Annotated in this window: 20 protein-coding genes; 9 read left to right on the top strand and 11 right to left on the bottom strand. The window is 72.8% G+C overall.

What is annotated here, in order from left to right; translation table 11 throughout:
* Window positions 1–105 precede the first annotated feature (105 nt).
* Window positions 106–1,008, bottom strand: a complete 903-nt coding sequence (locus tag ACWGJ5_RS01960; RefSeq protein WP_453307838.1) for a LysR family transcriptional regulator — start codon at window positions 1,006–1,008, stop codon at window positions 106–108.
* 71 nt (window positions 1,009–1,079) lie between these two features.
* On the opposite strand from ACWGJ5_RS01960, the gene ACWGJ5_RS01965 reads away from it, so the two are divergent.
* Together ACWGJ5_RS01965 and ACWGJ5_RS01970 are read left to right on the top strand one after the other, a co-directional pair.
* The gene (locus ACWGJ5_RS01965) at window positions 1,080–1,730 is read left to right on the top strand and encodes a maleylpyruvate isomerase family mycothiol-dependent enzyme (RefSeq protein WP_453307839.1); all 651 of its coding nucleotides are present in this window, start codon (window positions 1,080–1,082) and stop codon (window positions 1,728–1,730) included.
* Window positions 1,731–1,843: 113 nt separating this feature from the next.
* Window positions 1,844–2,539, top strand: coding sequence for a L,D-transpeptidase family protein (locus ACWGJ5_RS01970; protein WP_453307840.1), 696 nt, complete (start codon window positions 1,844–1,846; stop codon window positions 2,537–2,539).
* A gap of 51 nt (window positions 2,540–2,590) precedes the next feature.
* Here the strand turns inward: ACWGJ5_RS01970 and ACWGJ5_RS01975 are convergent, their stop codons facing one another.
* Window positions 2,591–3,793, bottom strand: a complete 1,203-nt coding sequence (locus ACWGJ5_RS01975; RefSeq protein ID WP_453307841.1) for a Gfo/Idh/MocA family protein — start codon at window positions 3,791–3,793, stop codon at window positions 2,591–2,593.
* A 128-nt stretch (window positions 3,794–3,921) separates the two neighbouring features.
* On the opposite strand from ACWGJ5_RS01975, the gene ACWGJ5_RS01980 reads away from it, so the two are divergent.
* On the top strand, window positions 3,922–5,070 hold the full coding sequence (locus ACWGJ5_RS01980) for an ROK family protein (RefSeq protein WP_453307842.1): 1,149 nt from the start codon (window positions 3,922–3,924) through the stop codon (window positions 5,068–5,070).
* A 99-nt stretch (window positions 5,071–5,169) separates the two neighbouring features.
* Window positions 5,170–5,355 carry a hypothetical protein gene (locus ACWGJ5_RS01985; RefSeq protein ID WP_453307843.1) on the top strand — a complete coding sequence of 62 codons (186 nt, stop codon included), beginning with the start codon at window positions 5,170–5,172 and terminating at the stop codon, window positions 5,353–5,355.
* Window positions 5,356–5,481: 126 nt separating this feature from the next.
* Here ACWGJ5_RS01985 and ACWGJ5_RS01990 read toward each other — a convergent pair whose 3' ends face one another.
* Both ACWGJ5_RS01990 and ACWGJ5_RS01995 read right to left on the bottom strand, forming a co-directional pair.
* Window positions 5,482–6,873 carry a S1 family peptidase gene (locus ACWGJ5_RS01990; protein WP_453307844.1) on the bottom strand — a complete coding sequence of 464 codons (1,392 nt, stop codon included), beginning with the start codon at window positions 6,871–6,873 and terminating at the stop codon, window positions 5,482–5,484.
* A 338-nt stretch (window positions 6,874–7,211) separates the two neighbouring features.
* Window positions 7,212–8,042 (bottom strand): SAM-dependent methyltransferase, encoded by an 831-nt coding sequence (locus ACWGJ5_RS01995; protein ID WP_453308259.1) that lies wholly within the window; start codon window positions 8,040–8,042, stop codon window positions 7,212–7,214.
* A gap of 145 nt (window positions 8,043–8,187) precedes the next feature.
* Here ACWGJ5_RS01995 and ACWGJ5_RS02000 point away from each other — a divergent pair, with 145 nt between their 5' ends.
* Together ACWGJ5_RS02000 and ACWGJ5_RS02005 are read left to right on the top strand one after the other, a co-directional pair.
* A complete protein-coding gene (locus tag ACWGJ5_RS02000; protein ID WP_453307845.1) occupies window positions 8,188–9,366 on the top strand; it encodes a MalY/PatB family protein in 1,179 nt (392 codons plus the stop codon).
* A 43-nt stretch (window positions 9,367–9,409) separates the two neighbouring features.
* A complete protein-coding gene (locus ACWGJ5_RS02005; protein ID WP_453307846.1) occupies window positions 9,410–9,796 on the top strand; it encodes a PPOX class F420-dependent oxidoreductase in 387 nt (128 codons plus the stop codon).
* Between the two features lie 69 nt (window positions 9,797–9,865).
* Here ACWGJ5_RS02005 and ACWGJ5_RS02010 read toward each other — a convergent pair whose 3' ends face one another.
* Together ACWGJ5_RS02010 and ACWGJ5_RS02015 are read right to left on the bottom strand one after the other, a co-directional pair.
* Window positions 9,866–10,285, bottom strand: coding sequence for a Zn-ribbon domain-containing OB-fold protein (locus ACWGJ5_RS02010; RefSeq protein WP_453307847.1), 420 nt, complete (start codon window positions 10,283–10,285; stop codon window positions 9,866–9,868).
* 159 nt (window positions 10,286–10,444) lie between these two features.
* Window positions 10,445–11,191 (bottom strand): TetR family transcriptional regulator, encoded by a 747-nt coding sequence (locus ACWGJ5_RS02015; protein WP_453307848.1) that lies wholly within the window; start codon window positions 11,189–11,191, stop codon window positions 10,445–10,447.
* A 257-nt stretch (window positions 11,192–11,448) separates the two neighbouring features.
* Here ACWGJ5_RS02015 and ACWGJ5_RS02020 point away from each other — a divergent pair, with 257 nt between their 5' ends.
* On the top strand, window positions 11,449–12,291 hold the full coding sequence (locus tag ACWGJ5_RS02020) for a hypothetical protein (RefSeq protein WP_453307849.1): 843 nt from the start codon (window positions 11,449–11,451) through the stop codon (window positions 12,289–12,291).
* Here the strand turns inward: ACWGJ5_RS02020 and ACWGJ5_RS02025 are convergent.
* On the bottom strand, window positions 12,278–14,695 hold the full coding sequence (locus ACWGJ5_RS02025) for a polysaccharide lyase 8 family protein (protein WP_453307850.1): 2,418 nt from the start codon (window positions 14,693–14,695) through the stop codon (window positions 12,278–12,280). The genes ACWGJ5_RS02020 and ACWGJ5_RS02025 overlap by 14 nt on opposite strands.
* 148 nt (window positions 14,696–14,843) lie before the next feature.
* Here ACWGJ5_RS02025 and ACWGJ5_RS02030 point away from each other — a divergent pair, with 148 nt between their 5' ends.
* Complete coding sequence (locus ACWGJ5_RS02030) at window positions 14,844–15,479, top strand: peptidoglycan-binding domain-containing protein (RefSeq protein ID WP_453307851.1); 636 nt, start codon at window positions 14,844–14,846, stop codon at window positions 15,477–15,479.
* Between the two features lie 462 nt (window positions 15,480–15,941).
* Window positions 15,942–16,415 carry a flavin reductase family protein gene (locus ACWGJ5_RS02035; RefSeq protein WP_453308260.1) on the top strand — a complete coding sequence of 158 codons (474 nt, stop codon included), beginning with the start codon at window positions 15,942–15,944 and terminating at the stop codon, window positions 16,413–16,415.
* A gap of 298 nt (window positions 16,416–16,713) precedes the next feature.
* Here ACWGJ5_RS02035 and ACWGJ5_RS02040 read toward each other — a convergent pair whose 3' ends face one another.
* The 4 genes from ACWGJ5_RS02040 to ACWGJ5_RS02055 form a co-directional block, all read right to left on the bottom strand.
* Window positions 16,714–19,146: a SpoIIE family protein phosphatase gene (locus tag ACWGJ5_RS02040; protein ID WP_453307852.1), complete on the bottom strand. Its 2,433-nt coding sequence runs from the start codon at window positions 19,144–19,146 to the stop codon at window positions 16,714–16,716.
* A gap of 243 nt (window positions 19,147–19,389) precedes the next feature.
* A complete protein-coding gene (locus tag ACWGJ5_RS02045) occupies window positions 19,390–19,770 on the bottom strand; it encodes a hypothetical protein (protein WP_453307853.1) in 381 nt (126 codons plus the stop codon).
* A gap of 444 nt (window positions 19,771–20,214) precedes the next feature.
* Complete coding sequence (locus ACWGJ5_RS02050) at window positions 20,215–21,132, bottom strand: MurR/RpiR family transcriptional regulator (protein WP_351618538.1); 918 nt, start codon at window positions 21,130–21,132, stop codon at window positions 20,215–20,217.
* A 78-nt stretch (window positions 21,133–21,210) separates the two neighbouring features.
* Window positions 21,211–23,373 carry a phospholipid carrier-dependent glycosyltransferase gene (locus tag ACWGJ5_RS02055; RefSeq protein WP_453307854.1) on the bottom strand — a complete coding sequence of 721 codons (2,163 nt, stop codon included), beginning with the start codon at window positions 23,371–23,373 and terminating at the stop codon, window positions 21,211–21,213.
* Window positions 23,374–23,424: the final 51 nt, after the last annotated feature.

Here is a 23,424-nt window from a genome sequence, read left to right on the forward strand (position 1 = left end):
CTGGACTGGACGGTGGTGGCGATGAGCGCCCCGAAGGGGCGCGGGGAACCGTGCGACCAGCCACCACGCACCCGCACACGACAACGACCGAACCTGCCATGGCGCTCACCCGCCCCCGCCCGTCCCCTCCCGCAGCCGCCCCAGAAGGACTCGCGCCGCCGGCAGCATCGGCCCCTCCGCCCGCCAAGCCAGGGCCACCCTGCCGCGTGCCCGCGGGTCCTGCAGAGGCAGGACGGTGAGGCCCGGCCGGGGGCCGAGACCAGGCAGGACGGCGACCCCGAGCCCGCGAGCCGCCAGCCGGCCCAACGCGTCCGGCGTCGCCGCCTCGAACGCGATCCGCGGCCGGAAACCCGCCTCGGCGCACAGCCGTTCCACCACACCGCGCATCCCGGTTCCGCGCGGCAGGCCGATCACCCGGTGCCCGCGCAGCGCCGCCGGCGGAACGGCAGCGCAGCCGTCGTACTCGGCGAACAGGGGGTGCCCGGGCACCGCCGCCACGACCAGCGGCTCGTCGATCACCACATGGTGGGCGATGCCCGGCGGCGGCGCCTCCTGCGCGACCCCGGCCACCGCGAGGTCCAGCTCGCCCCGGCGCAGCGCGGCCAGCATCCGCTCCGAGGTGTCCTCGGTGAGCGTGACCTCCACCTGCGGGTGTGCCTCATGGAAGTCCGCCAGCTGCCCGGCCATGTCGAAGGGGTGCGCGAGGGTGCCGGGGACCAGACCGACGGCGACTCGCCCGCGCAGCAGTCCGGTGTACTCCTCCACCGTCTGCCGCACCCCCTCGACGGCCGCGAGCGCGGCCCGCGCATACGGCAGTACGGCCTCACCCACCTCCGTCGGCCGCACCGAGCGTCCCGAGCGGTCCAGCAGCGGCTGCCCCAACTCGCGCTCCAGCTGTCGGACTTGCGCGCTCAGCCCGGGCTGGGCCAGATGCAGCCGTTCGGCGGCCCGGGTGAATCCGGCCTCCTCCACCACCGTCACGAAGTACCGCAGCTGCCTCAACTCCATAACGGATCATGCTAGATGTCAGACGGATCATGTCTTGGACTTCCGGCAACGACGTCGACAACCCTGGAGGCATGGGGAAAACAGCACGAACCGCAGCAGACAGGGCCGCCACGGCCGCCGCCATCGCCGCCGAACGTCGGGAACTGGCCGATCTCTTCGAGGTGTTGACGCCCGCGCAGTGGAGCGCGCCCAGCCTGTGCGCGGGGTGGCGGGTACGGGAGGTCGTGGCACACATGTCGATGGGGTTCCGCCACCCGACCGCGCAGGTGCTGGTGGAACTCGTCAAGGCGCGCGGCAGCCTGCACCGCATGACCGACCGGCTCGCCCGACGCGACGCGGCAGCCCACCCGGACGCCGTGCTCGCCGGGTTCCTGCGCACCCATGCCCACCACCCCTGGAAGCCACCCGTCGGCGGGCTCGCCGCGGCCCTCGGCCACGACGTCGTGCACGGTCTGGACGTCACCGTCGCCCTCGGACTGGACCGCGAGGTGCCCGAGGGCCGGCTGCGGATCCTGCTGGACGCCGTCGACCCGCGCGCCTTCCGGGTGTTCGGCACCGACCTGACCGGTGTGCGGCTGTGCGCGGACGACCTCGACTGGTCCTTCGGCTCCGGCGCCGCCCTGTACGGCCGCGGCCAGGACCTCCTGCTGGTCGCGTACGGCCGCAGGCTCCCCGCCGGCCGGCTGCGCGGTGAGGAGGTTCACCGTTTCGTCACAGCCTGACCGGAACCACAACCCTTTGACCCCCGCACAGGTCTAGCAGTCCGAGATCGCGGGAATCGCCAGGGGAGAACCCGGGGCAGACCCCGGGTGAACAGGGGAGAAGAGGGTTGCACATGGGGGACACACGCAGACGGGGCATCGTCGCGCTGGGCGTCACGGGACTCGTGGCGCCGCTCACGCTCGCCTTCACCGCGGCACCGGCCCAGGCCGCGAGCTGCACCACGCAGACCGGGCCGTACCAGAAACAGGTCGAGAAGTTCCTCGGCCGGCCGGTCGACGGCAAGCAGTCCGCCGCCGACTGCCAGGCCATCCAGGCCTTCCAGAACAAGCACGGCATCACGCCCGCCATCGGCTACGCCGGACCCGTCACCTGGGGTGTGATGGACCTGATGAACAAGCAGAGGGCCGTCGGGAACAACCCGAACAAGGACGGCGCGTGCCCGGTGAACAAGGGCCGGATCGCCTGCGTGAACCTCACACTCCAGCTGAGCTGGATCCAGGACGGCAGGAAGCTCGTCCACGGACCGGTCCCCGTGCGCACCGGGCGCAAGGGCTACGCCACCCGCACCGGCCTGAAGAAGATCTACTGGCGGGACCTCCACCACGTCTCGACCGTCTACAACGTGCCCATGCCCTACAGCCAGTTCTTCGACGGCGGCCAGGCCTTCCACTCGGTCAACCTGAGCATGTGGAACCCGCCGGGCTCGCACGGCTGCGTCAACATGACGACCAAGGACGCCAAGGCGTACTGGTCCCTGCTGAAGACGGGCGACGACGTCTTCGTCTACGGCCGCAAGCCGGGCACATGACCGGCACTTGACCGGGACGTGACCGGCCCTGAGCCGTCGCCGCCCGTACCGTCACACCTCCGGCGCGTCCCCGAGGTCGGGGATGGCCAGCCGGACGCCGCCCTGCCGCGCGGACTCGTGCGCGATGACGCCCGGCAGGGTGTAGCGGGCGGCCACCCATGCGTTCACGGACGGAAGCGAACGGGTGTTGACGGCGGTGACGAAGTCGTCCACGAGGAAGTGGTGGCTGCCCTCGTGGCCGTTGTGCAGCCGGTCGAACTGGCGCGGCAGCCTGGACCGGTCGTGCACCGGCGCCGAACCCGAGGTGAAGGCGGCCCGCAGCTCCGGCGCGATGTGCGCCAGGGACGGATCGTCGGGGGCCAGGGTCGGCTTGGGCTCCAGCAGCTCGCTGATGTCCTTCACCCCGTTCTTGTCCTGCCACAGCGCCACCGTCGCCAGCTGCTCCATGCTGGCCTCCGTGCCGAAGAACCGGAACCGCGACTCGCGGATGTGCGAGGGGTAGCCGACCCGCCGGAACTCGTTCGTACGGAACGATCCGCCGCCCGCCACCTCGAACAACGCGGTCGCGTTGGACACGTCGTTGTCGAACTGGCTCACCGAACGATCGAAAACGCCGTCGCCGCGCTCGTCCCGCACCCCGATCGCCGACACGCTCACCGCATGCGTCCGCCAGGCCCCGAGCACCCCGCCCACCGAGTGCGTCGGGTACAGCAGCGGTGGATAGCTGGCCGTCGCCTTCCAGCCCTCGCCGCCGCTGTACTGGTAGGCCTCGTAGAAGCCGAGGTCCATGTCGTGGACGTAGTCGCCCTCGGCGTAGAACAGCCGGCCGAACGCGCCCTGGGCGATCTGGTTGCGGGCGTGCACGGTCGCCGGGTTGTACTGGCTGGTCTCACCCATCATGTACGTCAGCCCGGTCGCCCGTACCGCATCGATGATCGCGGATATCTCGGCCGTGGTGACCGCCATGGGGACCGCGGAGTAGACGTGCTTGCCCGCACCGAGGCCCTCCAGGACCAGCGGGCCGTGCGTCCAGCGCTGGGTGAAGATCGCGACCGCGTCGACCTCCCGCGATTCCAGCATGGCCGCGTACGACGGGAAGGTGCCGGCGAGACCCTGGGCGGCCACGAGCCGCTCCGCCCGTTCGGGCAGCAGGTCGGTGACGTAGACGTCACGGACGCCGGGGTGGGCCTGGAACAGGGTGGCGAACTGACCGGAGAACTGTCCTGCGCCGACGATACCGAGGGAGAAAGTCATGTCGATTACTTTTGACACGGAAGAATATGGCCGTCAAGAGGCGGTCCGTCGCTTCTCCTGGGTGCTGTGCACGCAGTAAGGTGAGGCTGCTTGCTTCTGTGTCGGAAGAAAATGAAGGGTCGGGTCGCATGACCGGCTGGCTGCCGCTGAGCCCCGCGGAGCGCTCCGTGGCGATCGAGGTGCTTGTGCACGGGCCGCTGTCCCGCACCGAGCTGGCCCGACGCCTCGGGCTCTCCCAGGGCAGTCTCACCCGGCTGACCAAGCCGCTGCTGGAGTCCGGGCTGCTGGCCGAGGCCCCCGAGGCGGCCGGCCCGGCCCAGGCGCGTCAGGGCCGTCCGTCACGGCCGCTCGACGTCGTGGCCGACGCCCGCTCCTTCCTCGGCTTCAAGATCACCGGGGACATGGTCTACGGCGTCGTGACCACCCTGCGCAGCGAGGTGACCGGAAGACTCGACCGGCCGCTCACCACGCGCGACCCGGACGCCGTCGCCGCACTGGTCTCGGAGATGGCGGCCGCCCTGGCCGAGGGGTGCCCCGCCCCCGCGGGCATCGGCATCGGCGCCGGCGGTCTGGTGCGCGAGCGCGCGGTGGTCGCCGAGTCGCCGTTCCTCGGCTGGCGGGACGTGCCGCTCGCCGCGCTGGTCCGGGAGCGCACCGGGCTGCCGGTGGTCGTGGAGAACGACGTGGCCGCCCTGGTCGAGGCCGAGACCTGGTTCGGTGCGGGCCGCGGACTCGACCGCTTCGCCGTTCTCACCATCGGCGCCGGCATCGGCTACGGGCTGGTGCTCGGCGGCAGGCGCGTGCCGTTCGCGGAGGACGGCCGCGGCTTCGGGCGTCACTGGATCATCGGCCCGAACGGCCCGCTCACCCCGGACGGCGCACGCGGCAGTGCCGTGTCGCTGCTCACCATCCCCAGCATCGAGTACCAGATCCGCGCCGCCACGGGCCGTGACACCACCTACGAGGAGATCCTCGCCGGCGCCGGAGCGGGCGAGCCCATGGCCTCCCGGGTGATCGACGAGGCCGCCCGGGCCCTCGGCGCCCTGCTCGCGCAGATCTCCAACTTCGCGATGCCGCAGAAGATCCTGCTCGCCGGAGAGGGCGTCGGCCTGATGGATGTGGCCGGGAACACGGTCCGCGAGGCGATCGACGCCCACCGGCATCCGCAGGCCGACCCGGTCGATGTGGAGACGAAGGTGTCCGACTTCCACGACTGGGCGCGGGGTGCCGCGGTACTGGCGATCCAGGTGCTGGTACTGGGTGAGGGCCCGGTGTGAACTCCCGCCCCACGCTTGACACATCGACGTGATGAGTACCACGTCCGTAATGTCCGTATCGAGTGTACTTACTCACAGCGCCTTCACCTCGATCGGCATATGCTTCACAACATGTCCACCACTGTTGAAGCCGCCCCCGAGCGCTCGGCCGCGGAGGTCAACGAGGAGATCAGGGCCCTGTGGCGCCGATCGGGCGGGACACTGACCACCGAGCAGCGCGCGGAGTACCAGCGCCTCGTGATGGAGTGGGCCGCCGCGACCCCGCGCTTGCGGCGAGCGGCCTGACCCACCTCGCGCGGACCGCGCCGAACCTCCAGGGCACCCGTGAGCGCACGGGTGCCCTTAGAATTTCGCCGGCGCCGGCTCGTCGCCCGCGTCAGCTCGTCGACTGCCGTCAGCGGGTCGACCGCGTCAGCCCCAGGTCGCCGAGTAGTACCGCTGATAGGCCTTGCGGTCCTGTTCGGCCCGGATGTAGCGGGTCGCGACCAGCGCGATCAGGCTGCCCGCGATGACCAGCAGCCCGGGACCGACGTTCCGGGTGTCCGTCAGCCGTGCCAGCAGCGTCTGGCCCTGCGTACCCGTCACCGGCGCCGCGGAACCCGGCGAGGCCGCGCTCGGCGCCACCGCGCCCTGCGCCGCCGAGGCGGACGGCGCGGGGGAGGGGGCCGCGCTCCGGGCCGTACCACCGGCGTTCTGCGCCGACACGATCAGCTTCACGTTCAGCGCCGCCAGCGCCCGCGTCAACGGTTGGAAGAACGTCGTCCCGCCCGTCGTGCAGTCACCGCTGCCGCCCGAGGTCACCCCGAGCGCGATCCCGTCGGAGAACAGCGGCCCGCCACTGTCCCCCGGTTCGGCACACACATTGGTCTGAATCAGCCCGGTGACCGTCCCCTCGGGGTAGTTGACGGTCGCGTTGAGCGCGGTGACGGTTCCGTCGTGCAGTCCGCTGGTGCTGCCGCTGCGGAACACCCGCTGACCCACCGCCGCATCCGCGAGCCCCGTGATCCGCACCCCGTTGCCACCGCCGATCGCGACGACGTCGGCGCCGTCCCCGGCCCTGCCGGAGGCGTACTGCACGAGCGAGAAGTCGTTGCCGGGGAAGGTACTGGCCACCGTCCGGCCGAGCTGCTGATTCCCCTGGTTGTCGGCGAACCAGGTGGATCCCGCAGGACCGCAGTGACCGGCCGTGAGAATGAAGTCGCTCTGCCCGTTGGTCACGTTGAACCCGGCCGAGCAGCGGCCGCCGGTCGACAGGATCGGCTGGGCGCCGTTCAGCCGCGTGGTGAACGTGCCCTTCGCGCGCTCCATCCGCACGAAGCTCCCCGCCTTCGCGGCCACTTGGCTCATCCTGGACCAGTCGCCCGCGGACACCGTGCTGTCCGCGCTGACCACGACCCGGTTGGTCCGGTAGTCCACCGCCCACGCGGTGCCCGCCACACGCGGCGCCGAACGCAGCGTGGCCGTCGCCGACTTGAGCTCGTTCATGCTGTGCGACACGACCTTCGCCTCGGCGCCCGCGCGCCGCACCTGCCGCGCCGCCGCCTCGTCGGTCACCGCCACGACCGGCCGCCCGTCGGCGCCGATCCAGTCGCCCGCCGTCCGTGCCGTGCCGAGCCGCGCCACCAGTGCCGCTCCGGTGTCCCCGGCACCGGACGCGCCGGATGGGGAGGCGAGCGGTCTGGCGGCGGGGGGTGTCTCGCTCGCCATGGCCGCCTGGGCGACCATCGCGCCGCCCAGGAGGAGTCCGCCGACCGCCGCCAGGCGTGTCACCCGCCTGACGATCCGTCGTCGTGCGTGCCGCATGCAGGGCTCCCGAAACCGAACCGGACGCGCGCCGCCGTGCCGGCGGCGCGGAGCCCTCGGGTCGTCGAGGGCCCGCACCTCCATACGCGGCCCACGGCCCCGGCGTTCAGCGGCAGCGGGATCCCCGCCACCAGGCCCGCGTGAGCCGGGCGCCGCGGGAGGGGTCCCGCGAGAGCGGAGCGTGGTGGGCGGGGTTCCGCGAGAGCGGATCATGGCGGAAGGGACCCGGCGAGAGCCGAGCACGGGCAGGAACGCCCCCCCGAAAGTCCCACAGGTCAGAGCGATCCCACCAAAGCCACGCAGAGGCCGCAGGGATCTTGCAGAGCCCCCACCCGGGCTCAGCCCTTGCGGGCCACCCCGCCGAACATCGCGACATCCTCCGGCTCGCCGCCGTGATCGTCCTCCGGGCGCCAGCGCGAGCAGGACACCACCCCGGGCTCCAGCAGATCCAGGCCGTCGAAGAACCGGGTCACGTCCTCGGGAGTGCGCTGGGTCAGCTTCGGGGTGCCGTGCTCGTTCCAGAACTTCACCGCCTCGTCCACGTCCGGCATCGCCGGGTGGGTGACGGTGTGCGAGAGCACCAGGTGGCTGCCGGCCGGCAACCGGTCCGTCAACCGCCGCACCAGGCCGTACGGGTCCTCGTCCTCGCCGATGAAGATGACCACGCCGAGCAGCATCAGCGCCACCGGCTCGCTGAAGTCCAGTGTCTTCGCCGCGTGTTCGAGGATCGCGTCGACATTGCGCAGGTCCTCGTCCAGATAGTCGGTACGGCCCTCGGGGGTACTCGTGAGCAGGGCACGCGCGTGCGCGAGGACCAGCGGGTCGTTGTCGACGTACACGATCCGCGACTCCGGCGCGATCCGCTGGGCGACCTCGTGCGTGTTGTCCGCGGTGGGCAGCCCGGTGCCGATGTCCAGGAACTGCCGGATGCCCACCTCGCCGACCAGGTGCCGCACCGCACGGCCGAGGAACAGCCGGTCGGCGCGCGCGTACTCCCCGATGCCGGGGTGCAGTTGGCGTATCTGGTCGCCGGCCGCACGGTCGACCTCGTAGTTGTCCTTGCCGCCGAGCCAGTAGTTCCAGATCCGGGCGGTGTGCGGCTGGCTGGTGTTGATGCGGGCACGCAGCGACACGGCCACGTCGTCGGTGGCTGCCGGGTTGTCGGTCACGTGGGTCAGCTCCTGGGTACGGGTGAGTTGCCGGACGAGGGGTACACCGTTCAAGACGCAATCTAGACGCCCGAGTTGATCTCCGCTCGCGTCCCGGGTGTTCCGGTCGTTCCCGCGCCCCGCACGGGCTCCTATCGTGAGCGCCATGACCAGCATCCCGCACGCCACTCCCGGCGAACCCGACCCACTGCAGGCCCTCGGCCTGGAGCAGCTGCGCCGCCGTACGAGCATGAAGTGGCGCACCTACCCCGAGGACGTGCTGCCCCTGTGGGTGGCCGAGATGGACGTACCCCTCGCCGGACCCGTCGTCCGCGCCGTGACCGACGCGCTCGCCCTCGGCGACACCGGCTACCCCGCCGGCACCGCCTACGCCGAGGCGCTGGCCGCGTTCGCCGCCGAACGCTGGAACTGGGACGGGATCGCCGTCGAGCGCACCGCGATCGTTCCGGACGTGATGCTCGGCGTGGTCGAGATGATCAAACTGGTCACCGGGCCCGGCGACCCGGTGATCGTCAACCCGCCGGTGTATCCGCCGTTCTTCCAGTTCGTCACGCACATGGACCGCCGGGTGGTCGAGGCCCCGCTCGGGGCCGGCCTGCGCATCGACCCGGCCGGCCTGGAGGAGGCGTTCCGGGCGGCGACCGCCGGGACCGGCCGCGCCGCCTTCCTGCTGTGCAGCCCGCACAACCCCACCGGCACCGTGCACACCGCCGACGAACTGGCCACCGTCGCCGCCCTCGCCGAGCGGTACGGCGTCCGGGTCGTCGCGGACGAGATCCACGCCCCGCTCGTCGCCCCCGGCGCCACCTTCGTGCCGTACCTGAGCGTGCCCGGCGCCGAACGCGGCCTGTCCCTGATGTCGGCCTCCAAGGGCTGGAACCTGGCCGGCCTCAAAGCCGCCCTCGCCCTCGCCGGACCCAAGGCCGGCACCGACCTCGACCGGCTGCCCGAGGAGGTCAGCCACGGCCCGAGCCACCTCGGCGTCATCGCCCACACGGCCGCCCTGCGCGCTGCCACCGGCTGGCTGGACGCCCTGCTGGCCGGGCTGGAGGCCAACCGGAGCCTGCTCGCCGGCCTGCTCGCCGAGCACCTGCCCGCGATCCGCCTGCACCCCGCCGAGGCCACCTGTCTCGCCTGGCTCGACGGCCGCGCCCTCGGCCTCGGCGACGACCCCGCACAGGTCTTCCTCGACCGCGGCCGGGTCGCCCTCAGCTCGGGTCTGCCCTTCGGCACCGGCGGCGCGGGACACGTACGGCTGAACCTGGCGACCTCCCCCGACATCCTCACCGAGGGAGTACGGCGCATGGCCGCCGCCCTGGCATGACCGCGCGGGTCGCAGGAACCGGCGGCCTCCTACACTGCCGTGCATGGACGAAACGAGGCTGGACCGGCTCGGCTCCGGCAAGTACCTGCTGGTGACCAGTCACCGCAGGAACGGAACGCCGGTCGCCACGCCGGTGTGGGTGGTACGGGACGGCGACACCCTCGGTGTCTGGACGGCCGCCGACAGCTTCAAGGTCAAGCGGATCCGCCGTCGCGCCGATGTCCTCGTCGGCCCCTGCGACCTGCGCGGCAACCCCACCGGCGACCAGTTGCCGGCCACCGCGGAGATCACCGACGCCGCCACCACCGCCCGCTACCGCGACCTCATCGCCCGCAAGTACGGCGTCGTCGGCCGCCTCACCCTGCTGGGCAGCCGGCTGCGGCGCGGGCTGGACGGAACGGTCGGGATCCGGGTCACCCTCACGGAGTGAGGGCCGACCGGAACGAGCCCTGCCCCGGCCCGGTACGCGGGCGGCGTACGGATCACCCTGCGCGCGCCGTCAGGTCCAGGCGCCCCGGTACGGCTCGTCCAGGAGCTGGAAGACCGGCTCGCCCCGCACCGGGTCCTTGGCGGTGGACAGCCGGACCCGGTCGCCGCTGTGAATGCCGACCGGCGGGCCCATGACCCGGCCCCGCACGACGAACCCCTCGGCCATCTCGATCAGCGAGACATTGCGCGCGGCGGGCGTGTTGCGGTGCACGACGGTGGAGTGCCGGACCGTCCCGACACCCTCGCTGCGCTCGGTGCGCAGCTCGCTGCCCTGGCACACCGGACACAGCAGCCGGTGGTACATGGCGGTGCCGCACCAGGTGCAGCGCTGGAAGAGGATGGCGTCCCTGGGGTCCGCGGAGACGGGGTCGAGAACACCCGCCGCGGAACCGGCCGCCGGATGCGAGGCGCTTGCTGAGTGGTGGTACACGCTGGTCAACTCCCTGCGCTCGGCCGGAATCCCGCGTGTCCGGCGCGCACCGGGCACACGCGTGCGCGGTGGCCGTGCCGCCGTGCACGCCGACAGAGTATGGCACTCAGTGTCACCCGTAAAGGCACTGCGTACCCCCAATGTGGCGGAGGCGGTCTGTCAGGCGCGTCCGAGCGCGGCCTCCAGCTCCTGCACCACCCGCCACAGGGGGGCGTCCCGGCGCGAGACCAGCACCACCACGTCGTCGGGACCGCCCGCCGGCTCGCCGGCCGGCAGCGGACCGATCGGAGCCGGTGTCGCGGCTCGCTCGGTCGCGTGCCCGAACGTCCGCAGCACATACCCGAGCGCGTGGTCCACGGCCGCGCCCGCGTCGCCGAGACCGTCCGAACGCAGCCAGGAGCGCAGGGCGTTGTTGTGCGCGGCGACCACCGCGGCCGCGATGACATCCGCCTGCAGCGTCCCGTCGGGCCGGCCCGCGAACCGCCCGCGCAGGTACTCGGCGAGCGCACGCTCGTAGCGCCACACCACCGACAGCTCGTACGCCCGAAGGCCCGGCACCTGCTTCGTGAGGCGGTAGCGCTGCACGGAGAACGTCGGGTTCTCCGCGTACATCCCCAGCACCAGCCGGGCCGCGTCGCACACCCTGCGCACCGGTTCGTGTTCCGCGTCGCTCGCGGCGAGGAAAGCGGTCATGTCGGCCAGGCAGCGCTCGTGGTCGGGGAAGACCACGTCCTCCTTGGAAGGGAAGTAGCGGAAGAACGAACGCCGGCCGACCCCGGCCAGGGCCACGATGTCGTCCACCGTGGTCTGCTCGTACCCGCGTTCCAGGAAGAGCTGGAAGGCCGCCGCGACGAGGGCGTCGCGCATCGGCGGCTTCGCGGCCGGCGCCGCGCTGCTGGAGCTCATGGAGGGGAACGTAGCACCCGGACGAGTCTCGTGACACTCAGTGCAGTGCGAGTGGCCGAGTGGGGGAACCGAGTGCTGTGAGGATCCGAGGTGGACGAGGCCGCCTCCCCCTGTCCGGACCTGCTGGGCGACCGTCGTCACCGGGCCGGGGGACGGCAGCGGCCGCACCCCGACGTAACCTTTCTGCATCCACCGCCGACACGGCACGTTGCCGCGCCCGCAGTCGGCACGGCCGGACCCGCCCGAGGAGACCCCGTATGCCCGCCGCCCGCCCCCGCCTGCTCTACGTCACCGACCTGGCGTACGAGGCCCGCGGGCGACGCTACTGCGACGAGGACGTCTTCCTCACCTCCCGGCTGCGCGCCCGCTTCGACATCGCCCTGTGCCATCCGCTGGACGCTGCCGCACTGATGGACGGCTTCGACGCCGTGGTCGTCCGCAACAGCGGGCCCGTCCTCGGCTACCAGCGCGCGTACGAGGCCTTCCGTGCACATGCCCTCGCCACCGGCGCCCGCGTGTACAACCCGCTCACCGGCAAGGCGGACATGGCCGGCAAGCAGTACCTGCTCGACCTGAGCGCCGCGGGTTTCCCCGTCATACCGACGGTCGGCCGCGCCGAGGAACTGCACCTGCTGCCGCCCGCCGAGCGGTACGTCGTCAAACCCGTGCTCGGCGCCGACTCCCTCGGCCTCAGGATCGTGCCCGCAGGCCAGGTCGCCGCGCTCGCCACCGGCCAGGTCCTGATACAGCCCTGTGTCGACTTCGTCCACGAGGTGTCCTTCTACTTCGTCGACGACGACTTCCAGTACGCCCTCCACGCCCCCGACCCGGAGAGCCGCTGGGAGCTGAAGCCCTATGCGGCCACCGCCGCCGACCTGGAGTTCGCCCGGCGTTTCATCGACTGGAACGACCTCGGCCACGGCATCCAGCGCGTCGACGCCTGCCGCACCCGCGACGGCGGCCTGCTGCTGGTCGAACTGGAGGACCTGAACCCCTACCTCTCCCTCCACGCCCTGCCGGAGGAGGCCAGGGACGCCTTCGTCGCCGCGTTCACGGCGTCCCTGGGCCGGTACGTGCAGGGGGTGCTCAGCCGAGCCTGACGGTGACCCGCTGGGTGGCCCCGGCCGTGCCCGTGAGGTCGCCGAAGGTCAGCGTGAGCGCGGAGCCGGTGGCCGCCGAGGCGAGCGTGCCCGGCGCGGACGTCACCGCGGCGACCGCCCGCCGCCACGTCAGGGTGAGGCTCGAGCGCATGAGCATCGGATCGCTCACCGCGATCACGGCGGTGCCGTCGTCGTTCTCGCTGATCATCACGGAGCACGGATCGCTCGCGGTGAGCGCTCCGACCGTTCCGCCGAACCAGAAGTTCACCCCGGTGAAGCCGAGCGAGCGCACCGAAACGCCCTGCCGGCTGTCGGTGTTGGCGAGCACGGTCAGCCAGCCGGCGTCCGCGGCCCGCGCCTGCGTGCGGGCGGCGGTGGCGCCCGGCAGCAGGAGGTAGGCGTACGACGCGTTCGCCGGGTCGGTGCCGTGGTCGACGTACATCGTCAGGTACTTGCGGTTCAGGACCGTCGTCGAGCCGCCCCTGTTGATCGCGCTCCAGCTGCCGTCGCGGGCGGCGCGCAGGGCCTGCACGGTCGTCCCGCCGGGGAACACATAGCCGCCGTGCCCGCCGATGTGAGCCCACTTCGCCCCGGTGAGCGTCGCCGACCAGGGAGAGGAGGCGGGCTCGACCGTGCCGTCGACGGTGAAGGGGGCGCCGCCGGCGGGGCCGAGGTTGCGGTTCTCCACCGTGGTCTCCACGGCCGTGCCGTCGGTGCAGGTGATGCCCGCGCCGAGACAGACGACCGTGTCGTCCAGGAAGAACCACGACTTCTTCGCCACGAGCGTCGACTGCAGGCCCTTGAGGTACTGCCCGACGGCCGCCCGCCGTCCGTCCGTCGCCCCGCCCACCCAGTTCACGTCCGGCATCGGCGCGCCCCAGTCCCCGCCGGCCCCGTCCGCCAGCACCTTGCGCGAGACGGTCGTACCGGGCAGGCGGTAGGGGTCGACGGTGGGCCAGAAGGCGTCGCTGTACTGGCCGTTGGCGAAGGAGTCGCCCCACCAGTAGAGCATCCCGGACCCGGTGTGCCAGCCACGCAGGTTCTCACCGTTGCCGGTCTCGTAGTACGTGATCCTCTTGTTCGCCATGCTCAGCGATGCCGCCCAGCCGGCGCTGCGGTGTGTGGCCCGCGCCATGGACGGGAACAGCCGGTGCCCGGCCGGCTCGGCGGCCGCCGTCACCGAGCCGTCGTCCTGAACTCCCTTGAGCCGGGCCAGATGCGGCAGGCTCAGCACCGGGTCGGCGAGCGGCGGGCTGTAGTAGTCGCGCTGCATCCAGCCCTTCACCAGAGCACGCCAGCGGGCGTTCTCCGCCGCGCTCGCACCCTGTCCGAGCAGCACGATCGACGCCAGGACCGGATGGCCGCGCAGATGGTCGTCCTGCTGGATCCGTTTGGGGTCCGTCGCCGAGAGCCCCCGGCTGATCGCCCGGCCCGCGACGCCGTCCATCACCAGGCCGTTGTGGAGGAACGGCGCCCAGGCGTGCTCCACCGCGTCGAACACGATCTGCCGGTTCGCATCCGTCACCTCCCAGCTCGAGCCCGCCAGCAGCGCGAACAGCAGCCCGAGACCGCCGAGCAGGACCGAGCCGTACGAGCCGGTGTACGGCACGGTGGTGTGCTGGACGAACGAGCCGTCGGCGTACAGGCCGTCGCCGGAGGTGACGTACGGGAACACGGGGGAGAGGGCGGCGCGGGCCAGCGCCACCTTGGCCGCGCTCGCCCCGACGACGCCGCGCAGTGCCAGCACCCGGCACAGGTCGACCCGGTTCGCGCCCGTGCTCGTCCCGCTGTAGCTCGCCACCGCCGAATCGGGCACGAAGTGGTCGACGGCGGCGAGGTAGCCGGACAACCGGTCGGCCGACAGGGCGTCGTACATCAGCACGCACACGTCCAACAGCGCCTGCGGGGCGCCGATCTGCCAGCTGTACCAGTTGCCGTAGCGGGTCTGGTTCGCGTTGTAGACGTCGTCGTGGAGGTGGTCCAGGCCCGTGATGATCGCGTCCCGCAGGTCCGCGTCGCCGGTCAGGCCGGTGCCGGCCTGGCAGTAGGCCTGCGCGAGTGTGCTCAGCCGGGTGCAGCTGGTGTTCATGTTGCCCGAGTAGCCGTACGACTCCTGGTCGGTGTCCGGATCCGGGTCGGCGTAGACCAGGTCGGGCCACAGGGAGCCCGCGGCGGGGGTCATCGTGGCCCGGTACTGGCCCGCCGTCGTGCCCAGATCGGCGAGCCGGCTCTTGAACGGTTCGGCGGTGGGGTCGAACCCCTCGCCGAGGATCAGGGTGCGCCACCTCGCCCGGAGCGTCGCGAACTCGTCCGACGCCGCGAACGCCCGGGGCCCGAGACCCAGGGTGACAGCGGTTCCCGAACAGACGGTCAGAAAACCACGGCGTGACCAAGGAGTCGTCATGACGGCGCTTTCTAGCATGCGCTTTCTGAAATGCTCAACACTTCTTGCCGAGTTGAGTGTCTGAGCGTTTGAGGGGAGGCCGGACACGGCTGAACGGCGGCATCCCTGTCGTCGTATCTCAGCACGGGGACGACGGAAGGAGAGTCAGGTGCCGACACCGCCCGATTCCGAACGACCGCAACCCCGACCGGTCCTGGAACCCGTCCGGGTCCTGCGGCCCCGCCGTCTCGACGGCCTCGCGGAGCTGATGCGCGAGATGGACAGCGCGGCGGCGCAGGCAGCGGAGACCGACGAGGCGCAGACACAGGAACTGCCGCGCGTACCGGCGCCGCCCCGCACCACTCCCGTGCTGCGCTGGGCCGGCGCCGTCGCCGTCGCCGTCGCCGGGGCCGTGGCCGCCGCCGCGCTCCTCGGTTTCGGCTGTGCCCTGCTCCTCACCGGCCACCAGCAGGCCGCGGCGACCGCGCCCGCCCACCGGCCCGCGACGGCCGTACCGCCCGCCACCGCATCCGCCGCGCCCACCGCCGCCACCGACCCCGACGGCCCCGGCACCCTCCGGCAGGGCGACTCCGGCCCCGAGGTCACCGACCTGCAGAAACGGCTGCTGCGCATCCCGGACGTCTACCGCGACGGCTCCACCAGCGGCACCTACGACTCCGTCCTCACGGCGGCCGTGGCCCGGTTCCAGCTGTGGTACGGCATCAGCGGCGACGAGACGGGTGTCTACGGCGACGACACGCGGCGCGCGCTGGAGTCGCGGACCAGCCTGGGCGACGATTCATGAGAGGCCCGCGGGGAACCCCGGGAGAGCGGCGCGGGCCGCGCCCGGGCCTCCCTGCGCACACCGAGACCGGGCCGTAGCGGCGGACGGGAGCGCGGTGCCATGACGGACGCGGAAGGAACGCGCAGCACGCCGGGCGCGGGCGGAGCTGCTGGGACGGCGGGCGTGGGCGGTGCGGCGGGCCCGGGTGGTGCGGTGGGCGCGGCGGCCGGGGGTGGCGCGGCCGGGATGGCGGGTGTGCGCGGCACGGCGGGCGTGGGCGGTGCGGCGGGCGTGGGTGGCGCGGCCGGGATGGCGGACATGGGTGGCGCGGCCAGGACGGCGGGCGTGGGGGGTGCAGCGGGCCCGGGCGGTGCGGCTGGGACGGCGGGCGTGGGCGGTGCCGCGGGCGCGAGTGGCGCGGCTCGCGTGGGCGGTGCGGCGGGTGGCGTGGGCGGGTCCGTGCACGGCCTCGCGCATGGTTTCATGGGCGGTTTCTTCGGCCGGCTGGACCCCGACATGTGCGTGGTCACGGCAGCGGCCGACGGTGAGCGGGCCGGGTGTCTGGTCGGCTTCGCCTCGCAGTGCTCCATCCGGCCGCCCCGGTTCACCGTCTGGTTGTCCAAGGCCAACCACACCTATCGCGTCGCCCGGGCCGCACAGCACCTCGCCGTGCACCTGCTCACCCGCGACCAACGGGACCTCGCGGAACTGCTCGGCGGCGAGACCGGCGACAAGATCGACAAGTTCGCGCGCCTGGAGTGGACGGAGGCGTACGGCGGCGCGGTGGTGCTGCGGAACACGGCGGCCTGGTTCGTCGGCGCCATCGTCCACCGCACCGACGGCGGCGACCACGTCGGTTTCGTCCTGGACCCGGTGCAGTGGGGCGAGGGGCGCGCCGGGCCGCTGCTGCGCTTGTCCCACGCGGCCGGCATCGAGGCGGGTCACCCGTTGGAATGAGCGGATTTCGAACACCGGGCGACATCCCGGCGAGGGCATTGCCACAGCGGTGGCCCGGCCTCATCATGGGCAGCCCGCGGCCGACGGCCGCGCGTTCCACCGCACCACGACCGAAGGCCAGCCCGATGACCGGCTCCCGCATCCCGGGCCTGCTTGTGCCCGCCGTCTTCCTGCTGGCCCTGATCGTCGGGGTGTTCTGGTACTGGCGGCACCGGGACGACGACTGATCCCGGCCTACGACGACCGATCCCGGCCTCGCCCCCGGCGGACCGTCACCGAGTCCCGGCGCCGCCGGACCCTAGTCGTCCGTGCCCGGCACGTCCTCCCCGTTCATCACGTCCCCAAGCGGCAGCCTGATGTCGAGCACGCAGACATCGTCCCGCCCCTCGTCCGCGAGCATCGTGGCGAGCAACGTCTCCAGGGAGCCGGACACGCCGCAGCCATGGGCGCGCACCGCGTCGGCCAGCCGGTCCAGGCCCGCGTCGAGGCTCTCGCCCGGGCGTTCGACCAGGCCGTCGGTGTACAGCAGCAGCCGGTCCCCGGGCTCCAGACGGAGTTCCGCCGCCTCGAAGACGGGGGCCAGGCTCGCGCCGAGCAGCATGCCGCCGGGCCGGTCGAGACAGCGCACCTCGCCGTCGCGCACGAGCAGCGGCGGCAGATGCCCGGCCTGCGCCCAGGAGAGGACACGCCGGCGGGGGTCGTAGCGGGCGATCACCATGGTGGCGGTGGTCTGGGTGTCGCGGGAGTGCAGCAGCAGGTAGTTGAGCCGCGCCAGCGCCCCGGTCAGCGAGGAGCCGGTGGTGACCATGCCCTTGGCGGTGAACCTGAGCTGGGCCATCGTGGCCACGGCGTCGATGCCGTGGCCCCCCACGTCACCGACCACGAACAGCGCGTCCCCGTCGGGCAGTTCGATGGCGCTGAACCAGTCGCCGCCCACATGGATGCCGGACTGGGCGGGCAGATACGCGACCTCGACGCGCAGCCCGGCCAGCCGGACCGGCTTGCTCGGCAGCGGCAGCAGGGCCTGCTGCAGCCGGGCGGCCAGGGCCCGTTCGGCCTGGAGGATCCCGCGCTGCAGCAGTATCGCCCGCTCGCTCTCCACCAGCGCCAGTTCCGCGCTCCGCTGCCGGGTGAGGTCCTGGACGAAGCCGTGCACCTCCACGGTGGTGCCGTCCGGCGCCGTGACGGCCTCCGCGACCAGCCGCAGATGCCGCACTCCCTCGGTCGTGCCGATGCGGAACGGCACGTCGAACGGCCGGGCGTGGCGGACCAGTTCGGCGATCGCGTGGGTGAGCGGGCCCGCGTCCTCCGGCAGGGCGAGGTCCGTGAGCCGTTCCAGGGCGAGCGGCGGCTGCGCGGGGGTCCGCCCGAGCACGGCGTACGTCTGCTCGGACCAGGCGGTCTCGCGGGTGATCAGGTTCCAGTTGGCCCAGCCGAGGTTGCCGAGCCGCTGCACATCGGCCAGGCGCTGCTCCTGCAGCTCCGCGGCGTCGTGCCGCAGCCAGGTGACCAGCAGGCCCGCGCCCAGTGGGGCGGCCCGCACCGAGTAGGTGGCGGTCACGGGCACCTCGCCGACCACGTCCGGGTAGACGAACGGCTCGCTCTCGAACGGCACCCCCGTCTCCAGGGCTTCCAGATAGCCGTGCCACAGCGGCTCGCCCGCGACGGACGGATAGCTCTCCAGGACCTGCCTGCCCACCATCTCCCGGCCGGTCCGGCCGAAGATGTCGACCGCTTGCGAGGTGGCGGCCTCGATGCGGTAGTCCTCCACGGCGCCGGAGGCGGAGCGCAGTGGAGTCAGCAGGATCGCCGCGCCCGGCAGCGCGTCGAACACCGCCTGTACGGCCTGGGCACCGCCGTCGCCGGTGCGTTCCTGGGTGGGGTCGAAGGCGCGCAGCCGGCCCGCGCACAGCCGGGCCACGGCCCGCAGCAGCTCCCGCTCGCGCGGCTGGAACGTCCCGCCCCGCCGGCGCAGCACGCCGAGGGTGACATACGCGGTGTCCCCGGCCGGCATGGGCAGCCAGGCCCGGCTGGGCCAGCATTCGTTCGAATCCCCGATCAGCAGATACCGGTCGCGGCTGCCGACGGGGTCCTCCAGCCACTGCGGTTCGCCGGACCGCAGGGCCTCGAGCGCGCCCACGCCGGTCACCGGGGGCACGTACCGCCATTGTGCGGCAAGGGTCGCCTCCACTCCGGCGTGCCCGATCAGTTCGAGCCCGCCCTCGGGCAGCCGCTCGTACAGCATCACGGCGTCGGCGTCCGTCTCGGGCGCGAGGTGGTTCAGCAGGCAGTGGGCCAGCTCGTGCGGGGTACCGACCCGGACCAGGTCCCGGCCGATGTGCCCGAGTATCTTCGCGAGCTCCACCGTGCCGGTGGGCGCGACCTGCCAGGAGCCGGCGGCCGGCCGTCCCGCGGGGGACGGCGGTGTGCCGGCGGGCTGCTCCCGCGGCGGCAGGGTGCCCAGGGTCAGCCAGCACTGTTCGAGGAGCGTGCGGTTGCCGTCCGCGGCGCGCTGCACCAACTGCTCGTGCGCGGCTTCCGGGGCGCATCCGGTGACGGCCATGAGCACGCCCTTGGCCCGCTCCAGGACCGCCGAGGAGGCGGCCAGGTCCCGAAGCCGTTCCATCTCCGCGCGCTGACGGGCCACGACCTTGGCCAACGCCGCCAGATCGGCACCGGTGGGATCCACCGGGTGCACGGGCTCGCTCGTCACGCGACGAGCATGGCACATCCGGGTCCGTTCGATCACTCCTGTGCCGGATCCGGTTTCATAGGAGCTTCACGCGACCTTCGTACAAACGCCCGAAGGTGGGCGCGGGAAGTCCGCACGAGCCTCGCGCGGCAGGGGCGAACAGCGGGCGCGCCTGACCGGCGGAGCCGGTGGCGGCAGGTGGCGCCGGTCGCCGCAAGTTCGCTGGTGGCGGCCGGTGGGCCAGTGGTGGCAGGTGGCGGCCGGTGGGCTGGGGCCGGTGGATCAGCGGACCGTGCCGCGTCCGGCCAGGGCCTCGCTGACCGCGCGGACGCTGCGGGCGATGTGCTGCAGCTGCAGGACCTCGGCGGCGTACAGCTTGATCGTGTGTTCGATGACCGACTCGGGCAGGCCGAGCATCGGCAGCTCGGCCCGTGCGGTCTGCAGCGCCGTCCTGGCCACCCGTATCTCCTGCTGGACCTGCAACTGGGCGTGCCGGGCGAGCAGGACGGGATGGCGGATCAGGGCCGGATAGCTGGCGTAGCGCGCGGGGATCAGCTCGCGCAGCCACTTGGCCGCCGAGCGCTCCCAGTCGTACGAGCCCGGCGTCTTGACCTGGCAGGGCCAGTCGGGGCTGATACGCGTGCTGGTCAGGGGCATGGTCATCGCTTCCGGTGTACGGCGTCGTGAGGGTGGTCCGACGGGTGCGGGGCGGCCCCGGCCTAGGGGATGGCCGGGGCCGCCACGGGCGCGTCGCGCAGACGGCGCGCCCCGGTACACCCCGGGCGCCGACGTGGGTAGGGGACGGCGGCTTGGGGTGTCCGTGCGGGGGCCCCGGGCGTCGGCAACCGGCGCTGCGCGGTGACTTGCATACGCATGGGCGGTCCGTCGGCTTTCTCGGGGCGGTGTGCGAGCGGTGAGTCCGCAGGTGCGGATCGTGCCCGGAGTGGGCCGGGGCGATCCGTGAGCAGTATTTATATATGCCGTCCGGTTTGCAAGACGTATGAAAACATTCATGCGTGATTTGTCGTGGATGATCCCCGTCCACGGCATGGGAGACCGCAAGATCTTCACCGCAACCGGCGCCGCGGGCGCAGGAACGTGCGGGATTCAGTCCTTCATGAAGAACTGGTGCTGGTCGGAGAGCTGTTCGTACTTCTCCAGCCGGGCCTGGGTGCGCTCCGGATCGGCGTCGGTCATGGCCTGCAGCAGCGCGGCGGCCATCACGCCCGGCGCGGCGTAGGAGTCGAACACCAGCCGTGAGCCGGTGCCGGTGGCGAAGGTGACGTCGGCCTCGTCGGCCACCGGCCCGAGCGCCAGGTCGGTCACCAGGGCGACCTTCAGGCCGGCGCCGCGGGCCACCCGGACGGCCTGCAGCGTTTCCTGGGAGTGCCTGGGCATGGCGAAGGCCAGCACCCAGGTGCCACCGGCCTCACGGCACTGCAGCAGCGCGTCGTAGGCCACGCTGCCGCCCCGGGTGACCAGCCGCACGTCGGGGTGGATGCGGCGGGCGGCGTAGCCGAAGTACTCGGCGAGCGACTCCGAGATGCGCAGGCCCAGCACCGTCAGCGGGGTGGAGCGGGACAGCTCGCGGCCGACGCGGATGATCTGGTCCGGGTCGGCGAAGTCGCGCCGCAGGTTCTCCAGGTTCTCGATCTCGGCGTCGACGGCCGCCTGCAGCTCGTTGGCCCGGTTCTCCTCGCCCGGTCCGCCGGCCAGCGTGCTCAGCGCGATCGACTGCAGCCTCTCGCGCAGCGCGGGGTAGCCGCTGAAGCCGACGGCGGCGGCGAAACGGGTGACCGAGGGCTGGCTGACCCCGACCCGGTCGGCCAGCTCGGTGATGGACAGGAACGCGGCCTCGGTGATGTGCTCGATCAGGTACTGGGCGATGCGCCGCTGCCCCGGCGACAGACGGGGGCCGTCGAAGAGTTCCCTGAGCCGGGAGGTCGGGGCGGCCTCGGCCGCGGGCACGGTCTTGCCGGACGTGATCGCTGATGCCTGTGCGCGTGCCTGCTGCGGCGAGGGCACCGGTCCGCCTCCATTGTCTGCCACAAGCACTCAACATAGCTCACCCACCGTCAGGAACAGCGGGTTGAGCAGCAGGTTTCAGCGCTGGAAGAGGCTGATGGAATGGCCCACGTCACCGGCCGGCCGGCTGCTGCCGACCAGCTCGGCGAGCCGTCCGCGCGCCTTGGCGAGCACGGAGTCCGAGACCACCAGCAGCCCGCGCACCCGCTGCGGCGGCACCGTGCGCGGATCGGCGGCGTGGATGCCGTAGTACGACGGCACACCGCTGCCCTTGTACACCAGCCACACCCGCTCGCCCGGATACCGCCGCCGGAGCCGGTCGGCGAGCCGGCCCAGGTCCTGTCCCCAGTCCACGTTGGAGTCGTGCAGCAGCAGGTGGGTGCGGGCGGGGCCGCCGAAGGCCTCGTTGGAGTACGGCAGGTAGCAGGGGAAGGTCCGCAGCGAGCTCACGGCCGTGAACAGCACGAGTGCGGCCGCCGTGGCGCGCGTCCACCGGCGGCCGGGCCGGGGCACACAGGCCGCTGCCACCGCGAGGGACATCGGCACGAACAGCGCGTACCGCGTCCCGAAGTCCCGCGACCCCGTCATGGCCGCCGCGAGCAGCACCCCGGGCGGCAGCAGCACATACGGCGCCGCGGGCCGCAGCCGCCGTACCGCCACGACCGCCACCGCACCGGCCGCGCCCAGCGCCAGCAGCCCGATCGGCGTCTTCACCAGCAGCGCGGCCGGCAGGTAGTACCAGAGCGAGCCGGTGTACAGGTGCCCGAACAGATAGCCCTGCCATGGGTAGTCCTCCATCCCGAACTGCACCCGCATGCCCGCGCGGTAGGCGCCGGGCACCGGCAGCAGGTCCACCAGCCGGCCACGCAGCCCGTGCAGGGGCGGCACCGGTTCGGCGGGGGAGAACCGCAGCGCGGGGTCGACGGCGAGATACGCGGCCCAGACGACGGCGAGCGCCACCAGCCCCACGACGACCGCACCGGCCAGCGCCGACAGCGCCTCCCGCCGCCGGTCACCGGGGACGCCCGCGAGGACGGACAGAGCCGTGCGCAGGCGCGTGCCGGCCGCGCCGGACGGCGTGGACAGGGGCGGGGCCTCGTGCGGGCGAGCGCCGGCGGGGCCCGCGAGGGCGGAGCGGGCCGTACGCCGGTGAGGACCCGCCGGGGACGCGAGGGCGGACAGGACCCGCCGGGCCCGGCCCGTGCGCGTGAGCGGCCCGCCGGTCGGAAGGGTGTCCCGTTCCCGGCCGTCGTCGCTGGTGCCCGGGCCGTCGGTGTGCGGCGTCTGCCGTTTTCGGCCGTCGCCTGTGTCCGGCCCGCCGGATCCCGGCGCCTCCCGCTCCCGGCGGAGGCTCGTGTCTCGGCGCGGGCCGGTCGGGCGCATGTCCCGTTCCGGGCCGATGTCCGTGTGCTGTCCGCCCCTTGGATGTGCCCCCCGTGCCCGGCCCGGGCCCGCGTCCGGCCGGTCCCCCCGTGGCAGCCCCGGTCCCCGGCGCGCCGCCAGGACGGACACCGCTGCCAGCACCGTCAGCACCGGCACCGCCGGCAACGCGCTCATCTTGGTCGCCACGGCCGCGCCGAGAGCCGCTCCGGCGAGCGGCAGGTGCAGTCCGGGCCGACGCCGCGCCCGCCACAGCAGCCAGGCCGACGTCAGCACGAACCCGGCCGCCGGCACGTCCAGGGTGGCCAGCGAGCCGTGGGCGATCAGATCGGGGGAGAAGGCGTACAGCGCGAGCGCCACCAGACCGCCCGCCGTGCCCGTCAGCTCACGGGCGAACGCGAAGGCGACCAGCCCGAAGAGCAGCGTCAGCACGATCACCGGAAGCCGCGCCCACAGCATCACCCGCCAGGGGTCGTTGCCCGACTCGTACAGCAGATGCCGGCCGACATCCCCTTGCGTGCCGGTGTACGAGGGGTCGTAGTGCGGGTCGGTCACCGCCACACCCAGCGCGATGAGCAGCTTGCCGAGCGGCGGATGCTCGGGGTTGTAGCGGATCCGGTGCTCGTGCAGATAGTCGGTGGCGGTCGCGACGTACACCGGCTCGTCGATGGTCGGGGTCTGCTGGACGGCCGTGGTGACCATCACCGTGGCCATCTGGGCGAGCAACAGCGCGGCGAGCAGCGGCACCAGCCACCGCCGGTGGCGGCGCAGCCAGGCGTACGGACGGCCGGGGGCCGGCCGCGGCGACCCCTCGGTGGCAGCCGCACGGGTGAGGAGCAGGTGCTGTTCGCGCGCCATCATCCGCCCCGCGGTGGCACCGGCCGGGGGGCGGCGGGAACGATCGTGGGCCGG

Source organism: Streptomyces sp. NPDC054783, assembly GCF_053611725.1.

Coding starts and splice junctions, on each gene's coding strand:
- ACWGJ5_RS01960 (WP_453307838.1), bottom strand. CDS start 1,008: ATGGAGTTGAGGCAGCTGCGGTACTTCGTGACGGTGGTGGAGGAGGCC.
- ACWGJ5_RS01965 (WP_453307839.1), top strand. CDS start 1,080: ATGGGGAAAACAGCACGAACCGCAGCAGACAGGGCCGCCACGGCCGCC.
- ACWGJ5_RS01970 (WP_453307840.1), top strand. CDS start 1,844: ATGGGGGACACACGCAGACGGGGCATCGTCGCGCTGGGCGTCACGGGA.
- ACWGJ5_RS01975 (WP_453307841.1), bottom strand. CDS start 3,793: ATGACTTTCTCCCTCGGTATCGTCGGCGCAGGACAGTTCTCCGGTCAG.
- ACWGJ5_RS01980 (WP_453307842.1), top strand. CDS start 3,922: ATGACCGGCTGGCTGCCGCTGAGCCCCGCGGAGCGCTCCGTGGCGATC.
- ACWGJ5_RS01985 (WP_453307843.1), top strand. CDS start 5,170: ATGCTTCACAACATGTCCACCACTGTTGAAGCCGCCCCCGAGCGCTCG.
- ACWGJ5_RS01990 (WP_453307844.1), bottom strand. CDS start 6,873: ATGCGGCACGCACGACGACGGATCGTCAGGCGGGTGACACGCCTGGCG.
- ACWGJ5_RS02000 (WP_453307845.1), top strand. CDS start 8,188: ATGACCAGCATCCCGCACGCCACTCCCGGCGAACCCGACCCACTGCAG.
- ACWGJ5_RS02005 (WP_453307846.1), top strand. CDS start 9,410: ATGGACGAAACGAGGCTGGACCGGCTCGGCTCCGGCAAGTACCTGCTG.
- ACWGJ5_RS02015 (WP_453307848.1), bottom strand. CDS start 11,191: ATGAGCTCCAGCAGCGCGGCGCCGGCCGCGAAGCCGCCGATGCGCGAC.
- ACWGJ5_RS02020 (WP_453307849.1), top strand. CDS start 11,449: ATGCCCGCCGCCCGCCCCCGCCTGCTCTACGTCACCGACCTGGCGTAC.
- ACWGJ5_RS02025 (WP_453307850.1), bottom strand. CDS start 14,695: ATGACGACTCCTTGGTCACGCCGTGGTTTTCTGACCGTCTGTTCGGGA.
- ACWGJ5_RS02035 (WP_453308260.1), top strand. CDS start 15,942: ATGGGCGGTTTCTTCGGCCGGCTGGACCCCGACATGTGCGTGGTCACG.
- ACWGJ5_RS02040 (WP_453307852.1), bottom strand. CDS start 19,146: ATGTGCCATGCTCGTCGCGTGACGAGCGAGCCCGTGCACCCGGTGGAT.
- ACWGJ5_RS02045 (WP_453307853.1), bottom strand. CDS start 19,770: ATGACCATGCCCCTGACCAGCACGCGTATCAGCCCCGACTGGCCCTGC.
- ACWGJ5_RS02055 (WP_453307854.1), bottom strand. CDS start 23,373: ATGATGGCGCGCGAACAGCACCTGCTCCTCACCCGTGCGGCTGCCACC.